Consider the following 15,685-nt stretch of genomic DNA (forward strand, 5'->3'; position numbering starts at 1 on the left):
TTACCATCCGGCCCGCCATTTCATTTGTGTTGATTCCTGGATTCCCATGACGACCCGTATCCTGACCGGCATCACCACCACCGGTACTCCGCACCTGGGCAACTACGCCGGCGCCATCCGCCCGGCCATCGTTGCCAGCCGCGATCCGCAGGCAGATTCCTTCTACTTCCTGGCCGACTACCACGCGCTGATCAAGTGCGATGACCCGGCGCGCATCCAGCGTTCGCGCCTGGAAATCGCCGCCACTTGGCTGGCCTGCGGCCTGGATGCTGAAAAGGCGACCTTCTATCGCCAGTCCGATATTCCCGAAATCCCGGAACTGACCTGGCTGCTCACCTGTGTCAGCGCCAAGGGCCTGCTCAACCGCGCCCACGCCTACAAGGCCTCGGTGGACAAGAATGTCGAGGCAGGCGAAGACCCGGACGCCGGCGTCACCATGGGTCTGTACAGCTACCCGGTGCTGATGGCCGCGGACATCCTGATGTTCAACGCCCACAAGGTGCCGGTCGGCCGCGACCAGATCCAACACGTGGAAATGGCCCGCGACATCGGCCAGCGCTTCAACCACCTGTTCGGCAACGGCAAGGAACTGTTCACCCTGCCGGAAGTGGTGATCGAGGAAGACGTGGCGACCCTGCCGGGTCTGGACGGTCGCAAGATGTCCAAGAGCTACGACAACACGATCCCGCTGTTCGGCACCGCCAAGCAGCTCAAGGACGCCGTGGCGCGCATCGTCACCGACTCCCGCGCGCCGGGCGAGCCGAAGGACCCGGACAGCTCCCACCTGTTCACTCTCTACCAGGCGTTCTCCACCCATGAGCAACAGGCCGCGTTCCGCGCCGACCTGCTCGGTGGCCTGGCCTGGGGCGAAGCCAAGCAGCGGCTGTTCGAGCTGCTGGACAATGAGCTGGGCGAGGCTCGCGAGCGTTACCACGCACTGATCACCCGCCCGGCCGACCTGGAAGATATCCTTCTGGCCGGCGCCGCCAAGGCCCGCCGTATCGCCACGCCGTTCCTCGGCGAACTGCGCGAGGCGGTCGGCCTGCGTTCGTTCCGCGAGCAAGTGCAGGTGGCCACCGAAGGCAAGAAGAAGGCTGCCAAGGCCGCGCGCTTCGTCAGCTTCCGCGAGGACGACGGCTTCCGCTTCCGCCTGCTGGACGCTGCCGGCGAGCAACTGCTGCTCTCCATCGCCTTCGCCGACGGCAAGGCTGCGGGCCAGGTGACCAAGCGCCTGCAGTCCGAGGAGCTGGACCTGCGCGCCGAGCTGAATGCCTTCAGCGTGCGCCTGGATGGTGAAGCCGTGGCCTACAGCCCGGAATTCTCCACCGACGCGGAGCGCGATGCTGCAATGCAGCGTCTGCGCGAGGCTCTCGCTCCCCAGGAGTGAGGGGTTGGCAGGCCGGTCCGACTACCGGCCAATTGCCAAGCAACGGGGGCGCCGCTACAGTGTGCGCCCCCGTTTTCGTTACCTTGCTACCGATCATGACGCCTCTTCAGCGCTACCAGGAAGACCTGAAACGCCCCGATTTCTTCCACGACGCGGCGCAAGCCAATGCCGTGAAGCACCTGCAACGCCTCTATGACGACCTGGTTGCCGCTGAGAAAGGCAAGTCCGGTCTGTTCGGCAGGCTGCTGGGCAAGAAGTCCCAGGAGCCGGTGAAGGGCCTGTATTTCTGGGGTGGCGTCGGCCGTGGCAAGACCTACCTGGTGGATACCTTCTACGAAGCGCTGCCGTTCAAGCAGAAGATGCGCACGCACTTCCACCGCTTCATGAAGCGCGTCCACGAGGAAATGAAGACCCTCAAGGGCGAGAAGAACCCGCTGACCATCATCGGCAAGCGTTTTGCCGACGAGGCCCGGGTGATCTGCTTCGACGAATTCTTCGTCTCCGACATCACCGACGCGATGATCCTCGCGACCCTGCTGGAAGAGCTGTTCAAGAACGGCGTCAGCCTGGTGGCGACCTCCAACATCGTGCCGGACGGCCTCTACAAGGACGGCCTGCAGCGCGCCCGCTTCCTGCCGGCCATCGCCCTGGTCAAGCAATACACCGAAGTGGTCAACGTCGACAGCGGCGTGGACTACCGCCTGCGCGCCCTGGAACAGGCCGAGCTTTACCACTGGCCGCTTTCCGAGCAGGCCGAACAGGCCATGACCCGCGATTTCAAGGCCCTGACCCCCGAGTGCGCCGCCGCGACCCGCGACGACGTACTGACCATCGAGAACCGCGAAATCCGCGCGCGCATCACCTGCGATGACGTGGCCTGGTTCGAATTCCGCGAGCTGTGCGACGGCCCGCGCAGCCAGAACGACTACATCGAGCTGGCGAAGATCTTCCACGCGATCCTGATTTCCAACGTCGAGCAGATGAATGTGGCCAAGGACGACATGGCCCGCCGCTTCATCAACCTGGTGGACGAGTTCTACGACCGCAACGTCAAGCTGATCCTCTCCGCCGAAGTGGAGCTCAAGGATTTGTACGCCGGCGGCCGACTGGAGTTCGAATTCCAGCGTACGCTGAGCCGCCTGCTGGAAATGCAGTCCCACGAATACCTGAGCCGCCCGCACCGTCCCTGATGGTTCGGCAAACGAAAAAGGCTGCCCTAGGGCAGCCTTTTTCGTTTTGGCTTTTCGTAGGAGCGAGCTTGTTCGCGAGCACTTCACCGGTAGCTCGGATGCTGGGTGGTTCGCGAGCAAGCTCGCTCCTACAGGTGAAGACTTAGCGCTGGGCCGTTTCCTGCTGCGCCTTCTTCAGCAATTGCTGGGCGTGGGCGACTTCCAGCGCTTCCATGGCGTTGATCGGCTTGATTGCCACTGCTTTCTTCAACTGCTCCAGCGCTTTCTGCTCTTCATCTTCGCCGTAGACGTAGGCCAGCGCATTGGCGTATTCGTAGTGGCCGATCGGCAGGTCATCGGCGGCGCGGAAGGAGCGGGCGAAGTACTGCTCCATCTTGTCCGCGCTGACCCCGTAGGTCATCTTGCCCACCAGCTTGCCGACCTTGCGGATCACGCCTGCCTCGTAGCCGCCGTAGAGCGCCAGGGCGAACGGTTGATTCGGCTGCTTGGCCAGCAGGGCGTCCAGCTCCTTGGGGATGTCGCCGGTGTAACCGCGCTTGAGCACTACCGGTACCGGCAGGTCTTCAGCCAGGCGCGCCTTGGCGTAGGCGCGGCCGAACTGGGCGATGGGGTCGGCATTGAGCAGCGGGCCGGCCTGGTCGGTGTAGCTGATCACTTCTTCCAGCAGGCGCTGTTTCTCGTTCTGTTCCGGGGCGAGGAACATGGCGTAGAGCACCTGGGCGAACATGCCCGGCACCTGTCCGCCGACGCCCAGCGCCAGGCCGTCTTTCTTGGCCTGGGCGAAGTCGCCGCGAAATACCTTGCGCCATACGTCCTGCAGCTTCTGCGCATAAATCTGGGCTTCCTCCGGCTTGCCGGTGAAACCGGTACCGGCCGTCACGGTCTTCTCCAGGGCTTCGGGATGCCGGGTCGCCATGGCCACTACCCAGTCGGCGTCGGGGAAGGGGTAGTTGCCAAAGCCGCGGGTCAGCTTCGGCCAGGCGGCGCGCAGCTTGTCGCCGCTGTAGTCAAAGGCGCTCTGGTCGTAGGGGAAGGGTTTCCAGGTGTCGTCCGCCACAGCGGTCAGGCTGAAGGCGGCCAGCAGGGCAAGTAGAAAGCGGCGCATGGCGATATCCCGTTGGGTTCTTGTTGTCAGGAGCTGCCCCGATCATAGGGCGACGCCCGAGTCCGCGAACCCATCCTAGGGATGGCGTGTTTCAGCCTTCCTTCTGTTCGTACTGGCGTCGGTAATGATTCGGCGAAAGCCCGGTGTGCTGGCGGAACAGGCGGGCGAAAAAGCTGGCGTCGTCGTAGCCGACTTCGTAGCTGATGGTCTTGATGCTCTTGCGTGTGGTGGACAGCAGGTTGCGCGCGGTCTCGATGCGCAGACGCTGCAGGTAGTGCAACGGCTTGTCGCCGGTGGCGGCCTGGAAGCGCCGCATGAAGTTGCGGATGCTCATGCCGTGTTCGCGGGCCACGTCCTCGAAGCGGAACTTGTCCGAGAAGTGTTCTTCCAGCCAGTGCTGGATCTGCAGGATCGTCGGGTCGTGGTGCAGCTTCTGTCCGCCGAAGCCGAGGCGGCCGGGGGTGTAGCTGCGCTGCACCTCGTAGAGGATGTCGCGGGCCACGCCCTGGGCCACGGCGGCGCCGCAGAAGTGCTCGATCAGGTAGATGTACAGGTCGCGGACCGAGGTCAGGCCGCCGGCGCTGTAGATGTTGTCGGCGTCGGCGATGTGCTTTTCCTGATTGAGCAGCACCTTGGGGTAGCGCTCGGCGAATTCGCGGAAGAAGCGCCAGTAGGTGGTGGCTTCCTTGCCGTCGAGCAGGCCGGCCTCGGCCAGCCAGAACACGCCGGACACCTCGCCACAGAGCACGCTGCCGGCCGCGTGGCGCTCGCGCAGCCAGGGCAGTACCTCGGGGTAATGCTTCAGAAGTTCGTCGAAGTCGCCCCAGAAGGCGGGCAGGATCACCAGTTCCGGCTCGTCCAGCGGGCCCTGTACCGGCAGGGTGTCGCCGCTGAAACTGACCACCGGTTTGCCGTCCGGGCTGATGATGCGGGTCTCGAAGCTCGGGTGCAGGCCGAGCCCTTGCTGGCGGCCGTGGCGCAGGCTGGCCATATGGAAGAAGTCCTTGGCCTGCATGAGGGTGGAGCCGAAGACGCCATGGGTGGCGAGAATGCTGACGCGGCGCAGCACGCTGGAAGCTGGGGTGGGCATCGATTCTTGTACTTCTTATGGATGTCTTGGCATGACGCTAAAGTGGTCATGATGCGGCTGGATCGTCTTATTTTTTGGCGAAAGTGTCCAGTGCAGAGCGGTTCTCGCTGTCCTACAGTCGGCCTTCCAAGAATTCCTACAACCGATCTGCAGGTGCGCCGCATGATTCCAAGAACCCTGTTCAGTTCCGACCATGAGCTGTTCCGCGACAGCGTCCGCAAGTTCCTCGAACAGGAGGCAGTGCCCTTCCACGCCCAGTGGGAAAAGGACGGTCACGTCGATCGCCAGCTGTGGAGCAAGGCCGGCGAGGCGGGCATGCTCTGCTCGCACCTGCCTGAGGCCTACGGCGGCATGGCGGCGGACTTCCTTTACAGTGCCGTGGTGATCGAGGAGATCGGTCGCCTGGGGCTGACCGGTATCGGTTTCTCGCTGCACTCGGACATCGTCGCGCCCTATATCCTTCATTACGGCAGCGAGGAGCTGAAGCAGCGCTACCTGCCCAAGCTGATCTCCGGCGAGATGGTCTCGGCCATCGCCATGACCGAGCCGGGGGCCGGCTCCGACCTGCAGGGGGTGAAGACCACTGCCGTGCTGGATGGCGACGAGTACGTGATCAACGGCTCGAAGACCTTCATCACCAACGGCTGGCTGGCCGACCTGGTGATCGTGGTCGCCAAGACCGACCCCAAGGCCGGCGCCAAGGGTACCAGCCTGTTCCTGGTGGAGGCGGGCACGCCGGGCTTCTCCAAGGGCAAGCGCCTGGAGAAAGTCGGAATGAAGGCGCAGGACACTTCCGAGCTGTTCTTCCAGGACGTCCGTATTCCCAAGGAGAACCTGCTGGGCAAGGAAGGGCAGGGTTTCATCTACCTGATGCAGGAACTGCCGCAGGAGCGCCTGACGGTGGCCCTGGGCGCGCTGGCCTCCGCGGAGTCGGCGCTGAAGTGGACGCTGGAGTACACCCGCGAGCGCAAGGCGTTCGGAAAGTCCATCGCCGATTTCCAGAACACTCGATTCAAACTGGCGGAAATGGCCACCGAGATCCAGGTCGGTCGGGTCTTCGTCGACCGCTGCCTGGAGCAGCATCTGGAAGGCAAGCTGGACGTGCCTACCGCAGCGATGGCCAAGTACTGGACCACCGACCTGCAGTGCAAGGTGCTCGACGAGTGCGTGCAGCTGCACGGCGGCTACGGCTTCATGTGGGAATACCCGATCGCCCGCGCCTGGGCGGATGCACGGGTGCAGCGCATCTATGCCGGTACCAACGAGATCATGAAGGAAATCATCGCCCGCTCGCTGTAACCTGAGCGGATGAAAAAGCCCGGCATTGCCGGGCTTTTTCGTTTGCGGGGCGATCAGGGAGCCGGGTTCGGCTGGTCCTTGTGGATCGCCTCGATGCCGGCCAGCACCTCGTCGGAGAGCTTCAACTCGAAGCTGCCGAGGTTGGCTTCCAGTTGCTCGAGGTTGGTCGCGCCGATGATGTTGCTGGTCACGAACGGCCGGCTGGTGACGAAGGCCAGGGCCATCTGCGCCGGGTCCAGGCCGTGCTCGCGGGCCAGGCTCACGTAGCGGTCGCAGGCACTGGCGGTCTGCGGATTGGTGTAGCGCGTGAAGCGGCTGAACAGGGTGATGCGCGCATTGACCGGGCGCGCACCGCCGAAGTATTTGCCTGAAAGCATGCCGAAGGCCATCGGCGAGTAGGCCAGCAGACCGCATTGTTCGCGAATCGCTATTTCCGCCAGGCCTACCTCGAAGCTGCGGTTGAGCAGGTTGTAGGGATTCTGGATCGACACGGCGCGCGGCCAGCCGCGCTCCTGGGCGATCTGCAGGAAGCGCATGGTGCCCCAGGGCGTCTCGTTGGACAGGCCAATGTGACGGATCTTGCCGGCGCGAACCTGCTCGTCGAGCACTTCCAGGGTGTCTTCCAGCGGGGTGAAGTTCTCTTCCTTGTGCTGGTAGCCCAGTTGGCCGAAGAAGTTGGTGCTGCGCTCGGGCCAGTGCAGTTGGTAAAGATCGATCCAGTCAGTCTGCAGGCGCTTGAGGCTGCCGTTGAGTGCTTCGACGATATTCTTGCGATCGTGCCTGAGCTGGCCGTCGCGGATATGGCTGATGGAGTTGCCGGGGCCGGCGACCTTGCTGGCCAGCACCCAGTCGGCGCGATCCCCGCGCTGGCGGAACCAGTTGCCGATGATCTGCTCGGTGCGGGTGTAGGTTTCCGCGAGCGGTGGCACCGGGTACATCTCGGCGGTATCGATGAAATTCAGACCGGCGGCCTTGGCCCGCTCGATCTGGGCGAAGGCTTCGCCCTCGGTATTCTGCTCGCCCCAGGTCATGGTCCCCAGGCAGAGTGCGCTGACGTTGAGATCGGTGCGGCCGAGCGGGCGGTACTCCATGCAGGTCTCCTCATGAAAACAAGTGCGTGACACGGTTGAAAATTCTGCCGGAATCTGCATAATTCCGCAGCCTTTCATCGGTGGGGGATGCCAAGCCTGCCGATCGATACATCTAGTCGTTACGGACGCACACCGACCCGAGCCCCAATTCGTGTCTGTCTTCGGCTGTCCTTGACTTGTCAAGGCAACCACTGTCCAGTAAGATTCGCCGTCTTATTTTCAGGCGGCCCCTGAGGCTATAACGAATGAAAACTTATACCGCGAAACCAGAAACTGTTAAGCGCGACTGGTTCGTCGTCGACGCTGCTGGCCTGACCCTGGGTCGTCTGGCTACCGAGATTGCTACCCGCCTGCGCGGCAAGCACAAGCCGGAATACACCCCGCACGTTGACACCGGCGACTACATCGTCGTCATCAACGCCGAGCAGGTTCGTGTCACTGGCGCCAAAGCTACCGACAAGATGTACTACCATCACTCGGGCTTCCCGGGCGGTATCAAGTCGATCAACTTCGAGAAGCTGATCGCCAAGGCTCCTGAGCGTGTTATCGAGACTGCCGTCAAAGGCATGCTGCCGAAGAACCCGCTGGGCCGCGACATGTACCGCAAGCTGAAAGTGTACAAGGGTGCCAACCACCCGCACACCGCTCAGCAGCCTCAAGAACTGAAGATTTAACGGGATAGCTCATTATGTCGGCGACTCAAAATTACGGCACTGGCCGTCGTAAGACCGCTACCGCTCGCGTCTTCCTGCGTCCGGGCACTGGCAAGATCTCCATCAACAACCGCACTATCGAGCAGTTCTTCGGTCGTGAGACCGCTCGCATGGTTGTCCGTCAGCCGCTCGAGCTGACCGAGAACACCGAGAAGTTCGATATCTACGTTACCGTCGTTGGCGGTGGCGTGAGCGGTCAAGCTGGTGCGATCCGTCACGGTATCACCCGCGCTCTGATCGAATACGACGAGACCCTGCGCAGCCCGCTGCGTAAGGCCGGCTACGTAACTCGCGATGCTCGCGAAGTTGAACGTAAGAAAGTCGGTCTGCGTAAAGCGCGTAAGCGTCCGCAGTACTCCAAGCGTTAATACGACGCTTCGAAAAAAACGCCCAGATCCTTTGGACTGGGCGTTTTTTTATGTCTTCAATTTGTTCGTGCGGCAAGGTGTCGCATCCGCGCGAGCCCCGTCCGGCAAGGGTTTCGCTAACTTCGTATCTGGCTATTACCTTGTCAGCACAAGGGCTTTTCTTTACCATTTGGCGAATTTTTTGCGCGGCTCGAATTTTTACTTAAAAGCCTGAACTGAACAGGCTTGAAGCTGATGGGAGACGACTGAATGAGTAATGACGGCGTGAATGCAGGCCGGCGTCGCTTCCTTGTCGCGGCCACCTCGGTGGTTGGTGCGGCGGGAGCGGTCGGAGCTGCGGTCCCGTTCGTGGGGTCATGGTTCCCCAGTGCCAAGGCGAAGGCCGCTGGCGCGCCGGTGAAGGTCAACGTAGGGAAGATCGAGCCGGGCCAGCAGGTTATCGCTGAGTGGCGGGGCAAGCCGGTGTTCCTGGTGCATCGCACCAAGGAAATGCTGGACGCGCTGCCGACCCTCGAAGGGCAACTGGCCGACCCCGAGTCGAAGGCTTCGGATCAACCGGCCTACGTCGATCCCAAAGTGCGTTCGATCAAGCCGGAACTGGCCGTGATCGTTGGTATCTGCACCCACCTGGGCTGCTCGCCGACCTTCCGCCCTGAAGTCGCTCCCGCGGACCTCGGTCCGGATTGGAAGGGTGGCTACTTCTGCCCTTGCCACGGCTCCCATTACGACCTCGCCGGCCGCGTTTACAAGGGGCAACCCGCTCCGATGAACCTGCCGATTCCGCCTTATTCGCTTGATGGTGATGAATTGACCATCGGTGTGGACCAGGAGAAAGCCTGATGAACAAGTTCATGGCTTGGGTCGATGCCCGCTTCCCCGCGACCAAGATGTGGGAAGACCATCTGAGCAAGTATTACGCCCCGAAGAACTTCAACTTCTGGTACTTCTTCGGTTCGCTGGCGCTGCTGGTGCTGGTCAACCAGATCCTCACCGGTATCTGGCTGACCATGAGCTTCACCCCGTCGGCGGAAGAGGCTTTCGCCTCCGTCGAGTACATCATGCGAGATGTCGATTACGGGTGGATCATCCGCTACATGCACTCCACCGGCGCTTCAGCGTTCTTCGTGGTCGTCTACCTGCACATGTTCCGTGGCCTGCTCTACGGCTCCTACCAGAAGCCGCGCGAGCTGGTGTGGATCTTCGGCATGCTGATCTATCTCGCCCTGATGGCCGAGGCCTTCATGGGCTACCTGCTGCCCTGGGGCCAGATGTCCTACTGGGGTGCCCAGGTGATCATCTCGCTGTTCGGCGCCATTCCGGTCGTCGGCGAGGACCTGGCTCAGTGGATCCGTGGTGACTTCCTGATCTCCGGCATCACCCTGAACCGCTTCTTCGCCCTGCACGTGATCGCCCTGCCGATCGTCCTGCTCGGCCTGGTCGTGCTGCACATCCTGGCGCTGCACGAAGTCGGGTCGAACAACCCGGACGGCGTGGACATCAAGAAGAAGAAGGACGAGAACGGCGTACCGCTGGACGGCATTGCCTTCCACCCGTACTACACCGTCAAGGACATCGTCGGTGTCGTGGTCTTCCTGTTCGTCTTCTGCACCGTGATCTTCTTCTTCCCGGAAATGGGCGGTTTCTTCCTCGAGAAGCCCAACTTCGAGATGGCGAACCAGTTCAAGACCCCCGAGCACATCGCTCCGGTGTGGTACTTCACTCCGTTCTACGCCATCCTGCGCGCCGTTCCGGACAAGCTGATGGGTGTCATCGCCATGGGCGCCGCCATCGCCGTGCTGTTCGTGCTGCCGTGGCTGGACCGTAGCCCGGTTCGCTCGATCCGCTACAAGGGCTGGCTGAGCAAGATCTGGCTGGTGATCTTCGCGGTTTCCTTCGTGATCCTCGGCTACTACGGCTCGCAAGCGCCGTCGCCGCTGGGCACCACGCTGTCCCGCCTGTGCACCATTCTGTATTTCGCCTTCTTCATCCTGATGCCGTTCTACACCCGGATGGAGAAAACCAAACCGGTTCCGGAAAGGGTGACTGGCTGATGAAAAAGCAATTCGCTGCATTTGTTCTGGCTCTGCTGCCCGTCTTCGGCTTCGCTGCCGAAGGCCATGGCCCGGCACTCGATCATGTCGATATCGATCTGACCGACAAGGCTGCCATGCAGGATGGCGCGCGCACCTTCGCCAACTACTGCATGGGCTGCCACAGCGCCAAGTTCCAGCGTTATGAGCGTGTCGGTCGTGATCTGGGTATTCCGGAAGAGCTGATGATGAGCCACCTGGTGTTCACCGGTGCGAAGATCGGCGATCACATGGACATCGGCATGAAGCCCGCTGACGCCAAGGTATGGTTCGGTGCTGCTCCGCCGGACCTGACCCTGGTAGCTCGTGTGCGTGGTACTGACTGGCTGTACACCTACCTGCGTTCGTTCTACGAAGATCCCAAGCGTCCGTGGGGCGTGAACAACAAGGTCTTCCCGAACGTCGGCATGCCGAACGTGCTGGCCAGCGTCCAGGGGCGCCAGGTCATCGGCTGCAAGCAGGTCCAGGTCGTCGAGGATGGCAAGAAGCAGTACGATCCTCTGACTGGTACCCCGCTGACCCACGAGGCCTGCGATCAACTGACCATCGTTCCGAAGTCCGGTCAGCTGAACGAAGCCCAGTTCGACGAAAAGGTGAAGAACCTGGTGACCTTCCTGGCTTACTCGGCTGACCCGAACAAGCTGGAATCCCACCGCATCGGCACCTACGTCCTGCTGTTCCTGGCCTTCTTCTTCGTGTTCGCCTATCTGCTCAAGCGTGAATACTGGAAGGACGTGCACTAAGCACTGCCAGCTGTAACAAGCGCGCGCCCTACGGGGCGCGCGCGTCTTTCTACCTCCCACCCCGAGGAGGCGCGCGGCATGGCCGCAATCAATAAGCTTACCTGTTTCTCCGACCCTTCCTGCCATTACAGCCATCGCGTGCGCCTGGTGCTGGCCGAGAAGAGCGTCGTTGCCGATATCATCGACGTACCGGCCGGTAACATTCCGGCCAAGCTCGCCGAAGTGAACCCCTATGGCAGCCTGCCGACCCTGGTGGATCGCGATCTTTCGCTCTACGAGTCGACGGTGGTCATGGAGTACCTCGATGAACGTTATCCACACCCGCCGTTGCTGCCGGTTTACCCGGTGGCCCGTGCCAATAGCCGCTTGTTGATGCACCGCATCCAGCGGGACTGGTGCGCTCTGGTGGACCGCATTCTCGACTCGCGGCAGAAGGACGCTGAGCGTGCCTTGGCGAGAAAGGAATTGCGTGAGAGCCTGACGGGAGTATCGCCGCTGTTCGCCGACAAGCCCTTCTTCCTCAGCGAGGACCTCAGCCTGGTGGATTGCTGCTTGTTGCCGATTCTCTGGCGGCTGCCGGTCCTGGGCATCGAGTTGCCGCGCCCGGCCAAACCGTTGCTGGATTACATGGAGCGGCAGTTTGCACGAGAAACTTTCCGTGCGAGCCTGTCCTCTATCGAACGTGATATGCGCTAAGGAGCCCGATGATGAACTCCAGTCGTCCCTACCTCGTGCGAGCCCTCTATGAGTGGATCGTCGACAACGGCTGCACCCCGCATATCCTGGTGAATTCCGAGTACCCGGGCGTGCGGGTGCCGCCGGGTTATGCCAGCGACGGCCAGATCGTGCTCAACGTATCGCCGACCGCGGTGCGCCACTTGCAGATGGACAACGAAGCCGTCAGCTTCGAAGGCCGCTTCGGCGGTGTTGCTCAGAGCCTGTACATTCCGTCCCAGGCGGTAATGGCCATCTACGCTCGGGAGAATGGCCAGGGCATGGTCTTCGATCTGGAGCCGCCGGTGCCGACCGACGATGAGGACCTGCCAGACGATGGCCCGTCTGACGAGCCGCCTCGACCCAGTGGGCGACCGAGCCTCAAGGTGGTGAAGTAATAAAAAAGGCGACCCGAGGGTCGCCTTTTTCATGCCTGCAATAAATGGCCCGATCAGTCGATGTACTCGAACAGGCGGACGATCTTCTGCACGCCATCCACGCCCTGTACCACCTGGGTAGCCAGGTCGCCTTCGCGGCGGGTGACCAGGCCCAGCATGTAGACGATGCCGTTCTCGGTCAGGACCTTGATGCGGGTGGAGGGCACGTTTGCGTCGGCGAGCATCTGGCTCTTGATCTTGGTAGTCAGCCAGGTGTCGTTGCTGCGGGCGGCCAGGGAGGAGGGCTGCAGGATCTGCAGCTCGTTGTGCACGGTCTTGACCTTCTGCACTTCCTTGGCGGCCTGTTCGGCCTTGTTCTTCAGGTCGGCGCGCGGCGTCTGGCCGGCCAGCAGTACCACGCCGTTGTAGCTGATCACTACGACATGGGAATTGCGGTCGAGATCTGGATCGGCCTTGGCGATGTTCACCGCCACCTTGGTTTCGATCAACGAGTCGTCGATCTTGCTGCCAAGGGTGCGGGTGCCCTTGTCATCGTCGATCGGCTTGTCGCGGGTGGCGCTGACGAAACTGGTGCAGCCACCCAGGGCCATGGTCACGGCCAGCGCGGCCGCGATCAGAGGGGTACGGGTCATTCTTCACTCCCGAACAGTTGACGGTCGATGAGGTCGCACAGGCAATGGATGACCAGCAGGTGGACTTCCTGGATGCGTGCGGTGACCTTGGCCGGAACGCGGATTTCCACGTCTTCGGGCAGCAGCAGCGATGCCATGTTGCCGCCGTCGCGGCCGGTCAGTGCTACGACAACCATTTCGCGATCATGTGCGGCCTGGATCGCCTGAATGACGTTCGCCGAGTTGCCGCTGGTGGAAATCGCCAGCAGTACGTCGCCGGGCTGGCCCAGGGCGCGGATCTGCTTGGAGAAGACTTCGTTGTAGCTGTAGTCGTTGGCGATCGAGGTGATGGTGGAACTGTCGGTGGTCAGGGCGACCGCCGGCAGGCTCGGGCGCTCACGCTCGAAGCGGTTCAGCAGTTCGGAAGAGAAGTGCTGCGCATCGCCGGCGGAGCCGCCGTTGCCGCAGGAGAGAATCTTGCCCTCGTTCAGCAGGGCATTGACCATCACCATGCTGGCCTGCTCGATATGCGGGATGAGCACCTCGGTGGCCTGTTGCTTGGTCTCGATGCTGGCATGGAAGAGCTGGCGGATACGGGATTGCATGTCCATCAGGGATGACCTTTCGTCGGGCGTCTGATCAGGTGTCAAAGGCGTTGGGGATCCAGTTCAAGTGCCCTGCGGAGCCTGGGGTTCGATGGTCGATGGCGACGATGTCGAACCGGCAGGGGTGTCTGCTCCAGCGGGCGTTCTGTTGCAGGAAGTGTTCGGCGGCGGCGGTCAGGCGCTGACGCTTGCGCGAGTCCACACTTTCCAGCGCTCCTCCCCAGGCGTCATGCCGGCGGGAGCGAACTTCGACGAATACTACTGTATCGCCGTCCAGCATGACCAGATCGAGCTCGCCGCGGCGGCACGTCCAGTTCTGCGCCACCAGGCGCAGTCCATGCTGTTCGAGGTGGGCGCGGGCGCTGGCTTCCGCCTCGCGCCCGGCCTTCTGGGAGGGGCTGTTGCCGATCAAATACCGCTGTTCTCCAGCGGCTGCACCTGCCCATTCTTGAATTCGGCCCAGGGCAGGTGGCGCTCGACGCGCTGGCTGGCATTCACGCTTAGGGTGCCGGTCAGGCCGTCGACCTGCATGCTCGGCACGGCCTTGAGTTCCGGCAGGCGCGGGGCCAGTTGGTAGGCATCGGCACCCATGGCATACAGGCGGCCCAGGCTGCCGTTGGCTTGCGGCCATTGGGCGGAGACCTGCTGGCGCAGCGGGTTGTTCGGCTCCAGCAGCCAGGGGGTTTCGCAGAAGCGGATGCCGTTCAGGTCCTGGTCCTGCGCCGGGTTGTTCACACCGCTGTAGAGGTTGGACGTGGCGTAGACCGGCAGGTCGCCCGCGTACTGGAAGGCCAGGGTCGGCTTGATCTGGCGAGCCTGCTGCGGGGTGGCGGCAAGGAAGATGAAGTCGATGTCCTGGCGACGCGAGGGCTGGGTGTCGACGCTGCTGTCGAGCACGCCCTGCAGGCGCTTGGCGCGGCCTTCGCTCTGGCGCAGTTGCAGCAGGTCGGCGATCTGGCGGGCCAGTTCTACCGGCTGGTCGACGTGCTCGGCGGCGATCAGGGTGCCGCCGGCGGCCTGCCAGTTGCGGCTGAAGGAGGCCAGGACGCGGTCGCCCCACTCGCCGCGCGGCACCAGGGCCACGGCGCGACGCATGCCGTCGTTCCAGGCGCGGCTGGCGACTTCACGGGCTTCGTCCTCGGCGGACAGGCCGAACTGGAACAACTGGGCCGGGCCTTCCTGATTGCCGTCGCTGTAGTTCAGCGCGAGGGTGGTGATCGGCAGTTGCTGCTGGCTGCTCAGTTGCTTGACCAGGTTCTTCTCCAGCGGGCCGACGACCAGTTGCACGCCGTCGGCCTGGGCCTGGCGGTAGAACTCGTCCAGCGAGCGGACCTGGGTGCTGTCATAGAGCTTGATGGCTGGTTGGGCCTGGCCGTTTTGCTGGGCCTGGTAGTGCGCAGCCAGGAATCCATCCTGCAGTGCGCGGGACACCGAGGCCAGCTGGCCTTGTTGCGGCAGCAGCAGGGCGATGGTGTTGAGCGGCTGGGCGGCCAGGGATTTCAGCTTGGTCAGGGCGTCAGGCAGTTGCTTGGCGGCCGGGTGATCGGGGTTCTGGGCGACCCACTTGTCGATGTTGGACTGCTGTTCCTTCAGCGTCGAGGAGGTCTTGGTGATGCGTGCCAGCTCCAGCCAGCCGTTCAGGTCGCCTTCGTTGGCGCTGGGCTGCAGTTGCTCGGCCGGCAGGCTGGAGACCAGGCCCCAGATGGCTTCATGGTTGCTCTTGCTGGCTTCGGCGTTGAGCAGCGGGTCGATGAACACGCGCTCGCGGGCGGCGCTCAGGGCCTGGCCGTCGGCGGCCAGTGCCAGGGACTTGACCATGCCGGCGCGCGCTTGCAGGTCGGTCGGCATTTCGCCCAGGCGCTGGAAATTCGGATTCTCGAATGCCTTCAGGGCGGCCTTGGGCTTGTTGCGGGCCAGTTCGAGCTGGGCGCGCAGGGTGCTGGCAAAGACCTGCTGGGCCGGCTTCAGGCTATCCATCGGGGTCTGGTCGAGGATCTGGGTGGAGCGGCCGAAGTCCTTCTGCTTGTACGCAAGGTCAGCGGCGGAAAGGCGCAGCACGGCGGCTTCGTCGGGCTTGGCGGTGGAGGCCTGCTGTAGCAGCTGTTCGATGCTGGCGTCAGGGGTGCGCGGCAGTTCGCCGAGGTTGGACGACGGGGAAGAGGCGCAGGCGGCGAGCATGCCGGCAAGGAACAGAGCGGAAAGCGGACGCAGGCGAGCGATCATATCGGGCTTCTCGTGACGCATTCAAAGAACTGCCGATTGTACCCAAGCGGCGAGGGGG

General features: G+C 62.8%; 17 protein-coding genes. 10 read left to right on the top strand and 7 right to left on the bottom strand.

Annotation, left to right across the window (positions count from 1 at the left end; all coding sequences use genetic code 11):
- Positions 1 to 46: 46 nt before the first annotated feature.
- Both SD196_RS05295 and zapE read left to right on the top strand, forming a co-directional pair.
- Positions 47 to 1,387, top strand: a complete 1,341-nt coding sequence (locus SD196_RS05295) for a tryptophan--tRNA ligase (RefSeq protein WP_275610373.1) — start codon at positions 47 to 49, stop codon at positions 1,385 to 1,387.
- Positions 1,388 to 1,482: 95 nt separating this feature from the next.
- Positions 1,483 to 2,577, top strand: a complete 1,095-nt coding sequence (gene zapE, locus SD196_RS05300; RefSeq protein ID WP_275610374.1) for a cell division protein ZapE — start codon at positions 1,483 to 1,485, stop codon at positions 2,575 to 2,577.
- 142 nt (positions 2,578 to 2,719) lie between these two features.
- Here zapE and SD196_RS05305 read toward each other — a convergent pair whose 3' ends face one another.
- Together SD196_RS05305 and SD196_RS05310 are read right to left on the bottom strand one after the other, a co-directional pair.
- Positions 2,720 to 3,682, bottom strand: coding sequence for a hypothetical protein (locus SD196_RS05305; protein WP_343574733.1), 963 nt, complete (start codon positions 3,680 to 3,682; stop codon positions 2,720 to 2,722).
- A 91-nt stretch (positions 3,683 to 3,773) separates the two neighbouring features.
- Complete coding sequence (locus tag SD196_RS05310) at positions 3,774 to 4,673, bottom strand: GlxA family transcriptional regulator (RefSeq protein ID WP_343575584.1); 900 nt, start codon at positions 4,671 to 4,673, stop codon at positions 3,774 to 3,776.
- 252 nt (positions 4,674 to 4,925) lie between these two features.
- Here SD196_RS05310 and SD196_RS05315 point away from each other — a divergent pair, with 252 nt between their 5' ends.
- A complete protein-coding gene (locus SD196_RS05315) occupies positions 4,926 to 6,071 on the top strand; it encodes an acyl-CoA dehydrogenase family protein (protein ID WP_331318041.1) in 1,146 nt (381 codons plus the stop codon).
- A 53-nt stretch (positions 6,072 to 6,124) separates the two neighbouring features.
- Here the strand turns inward: SD196_RS05315 and SD196_RS05320 are convergent, their stop codons facing one another.
- Positions 6,125 to 7,162, bottom strand: coding sequence for an NADP(H)-dependent aldo-keto reductase (locus SD196_RS05320; RefSeq protein WP_343574729.1), 1,038 nt, complete (start codon positions 7,160 to 7,162; stop codon positions 6,125 to 6,127).
- Between the two features lie 245 nt (positions 7,163 to 7,407).
- On the opposite strand from SD196_RS05320, the gene rplM reads away from it, so the two are divergent.
- The 7 genes from rplM to SD196_RS05355 all read left to right on the top strand — a co-directional run bounded on the left by rplM (position 7,408) and on the right by SD196_RS05355 (position 12,188).
- On the top strand, positions 7,408 to 7,836 hold the full coding sequence (rplM, locus tag SD196_RS05325) for a 50S ribosomal protein L13 (protein ID WP_015475857.1): 429 nt from the start codon (positions 7,408 to 7,410) through the stop codon (positions 7,834 to 7,836).
- Between the two features lie 14 nt (positions 7,837 to 7,850).
- Positions 7,851 to 8,243 (top strand): 30S ribosomal protein S9, encoded by a 393-nt coding sequence (rpsI, locus tag SD196_RS05330; RefSeq protein WP_259759389.1) that lies wholly within the window; start codon positions 7,851 to 7,853, stop codon positions 8,241 to 8,243.
- A gap of 249 nt (positions 8,244 to 8,492) precedes the next feature.
- Positions 8,493 to 9,083, top strand: a complete 591-nt coding sequence (petA, locus tag SD196_RS05335; RefSeq protein ID WP_275610378.1) for a ubiquinol-cytochrome c reductase iron-sulfur subunit — start codon at positions 8,493 to 8,495, stop codon at positions 9,081 to 9,083.
- Entirely contained in the window at positions 9,083 to 10,294 is a 1,212-nt protein-coding gene (locus SD196_RS05340) for a cytochrome b (RefSeq protein WP_275610379.1), read from the top strand. The genes petA and SD196_RS05340 overlap by 1 nt, the downstream gene beginning before the upstream one ends.
- Positions 10,294 to 11,076 carry a cytochrome c1 gene (locus tag SD196_RS05345; protein WP_275610380.1) on the top strand — a complete coding sequence of 261 codons (783 nt, stop codon included), beginning with the start codon at positions 10,294 to 10,296 and terminating at the stop codon, positions 11,074 to 11,076. Before SD196_RS05340 ends, SD196_RS05345 begins: the two co-directional genes overlap by 1 nt.
- Before the next feature lie 78 nt (positions 11,077 to 11,154).
- Entirely contained in the window at positions 11,155 to 11,772 is a 618-nt protein-coding gene (locus tag SD196_RS05350) for a glutathione S-transferase N-terminal domain-containing protein (RefSeq protein WP_275610381.1), read from the top strand.
- 11 nt (positions 11,773 to 11,783) lie between these two features.
- A complete protein-coding gene (locus SD196_RS05355; protein WP_207883732.1) occupies positions 11,784 to 12,188 on the top strand; it encodes a ClpXP protease specificity-enhancing factor in 405 nt (134 codons plus the stop codon).
- 53 nt (positions 12,189 to 12,241) lie between these two features.
- Here SD196_RS05355 and SD196_RS05360 read toward each other — a convergent pair whose 3' ends face one another.
- The 4 genes from SD196_RS05360 to SD196_RS05375 are packed head-to-tail and all read right to left on the bottom strand — an operon-like array spanning position 12,242 to position 15,627.
- A complete protein-coding gene (locus SD196_RS05360; protein WP_275610382.1) occupies positions 12,242 to 12,820 on the bottom strand; it encodes a BON domain-containing protein in 579 nt (192 codons plus the stop codon).
- On the bottom strand, positions 12,817 to 13,410 hold the full coding sequence (locus SD196_RS05365; RefSeq protein ID WP_017518113.1) for a phosphoheptose isomerase: 594 nt from the start codon (positions 13,408 to 13,410) through the stop codon (positions 12,817 to 12,819). Before SD196_RS05365 ends, SD196_RS05360 begins: the two co-directional genes overlap by 4 nt.
- 28 nt (positions 13,411 to 13,438) lie before the next feature.
- Complete coding sequence (locus tag SD196_RS05370) at positions 13,439 to 13,816, bottom strand: YraN family protein (RefSeq protein ID WP_275610383.1); 378 nt, start codon at positions 13,814 to 13,816, stop codon at positions 13,439 to 13,441.
- On the bottom strand, positions 13,813 to 15,627 hold the full coding sequence (locus SD196_RS05375; RefSeq protein WP_275610384.1) for a penicillin-binding protein activator: 1,815 nt from the start codon (positions 15,625 to 15,627) through the stop codon (positions 13,813 to 13,815). Before SD196_RS05375 ends, SD196_RS05370 begins: the two co-directional genes overlap by 4 nt.
- Positions 15,628 to 15,685: the final 58 nt, after the last annotated feature.

This window comes from Pseudomonas macauensis (assembly GCF_047902425.1).
In the GTDB taxonomy this organism is placed as follows: Bacteria; Pseudomonadota; Gammaproteobacteria; order Pseudomonadales; family Pseudomonadaceae; genus Pseudomonas.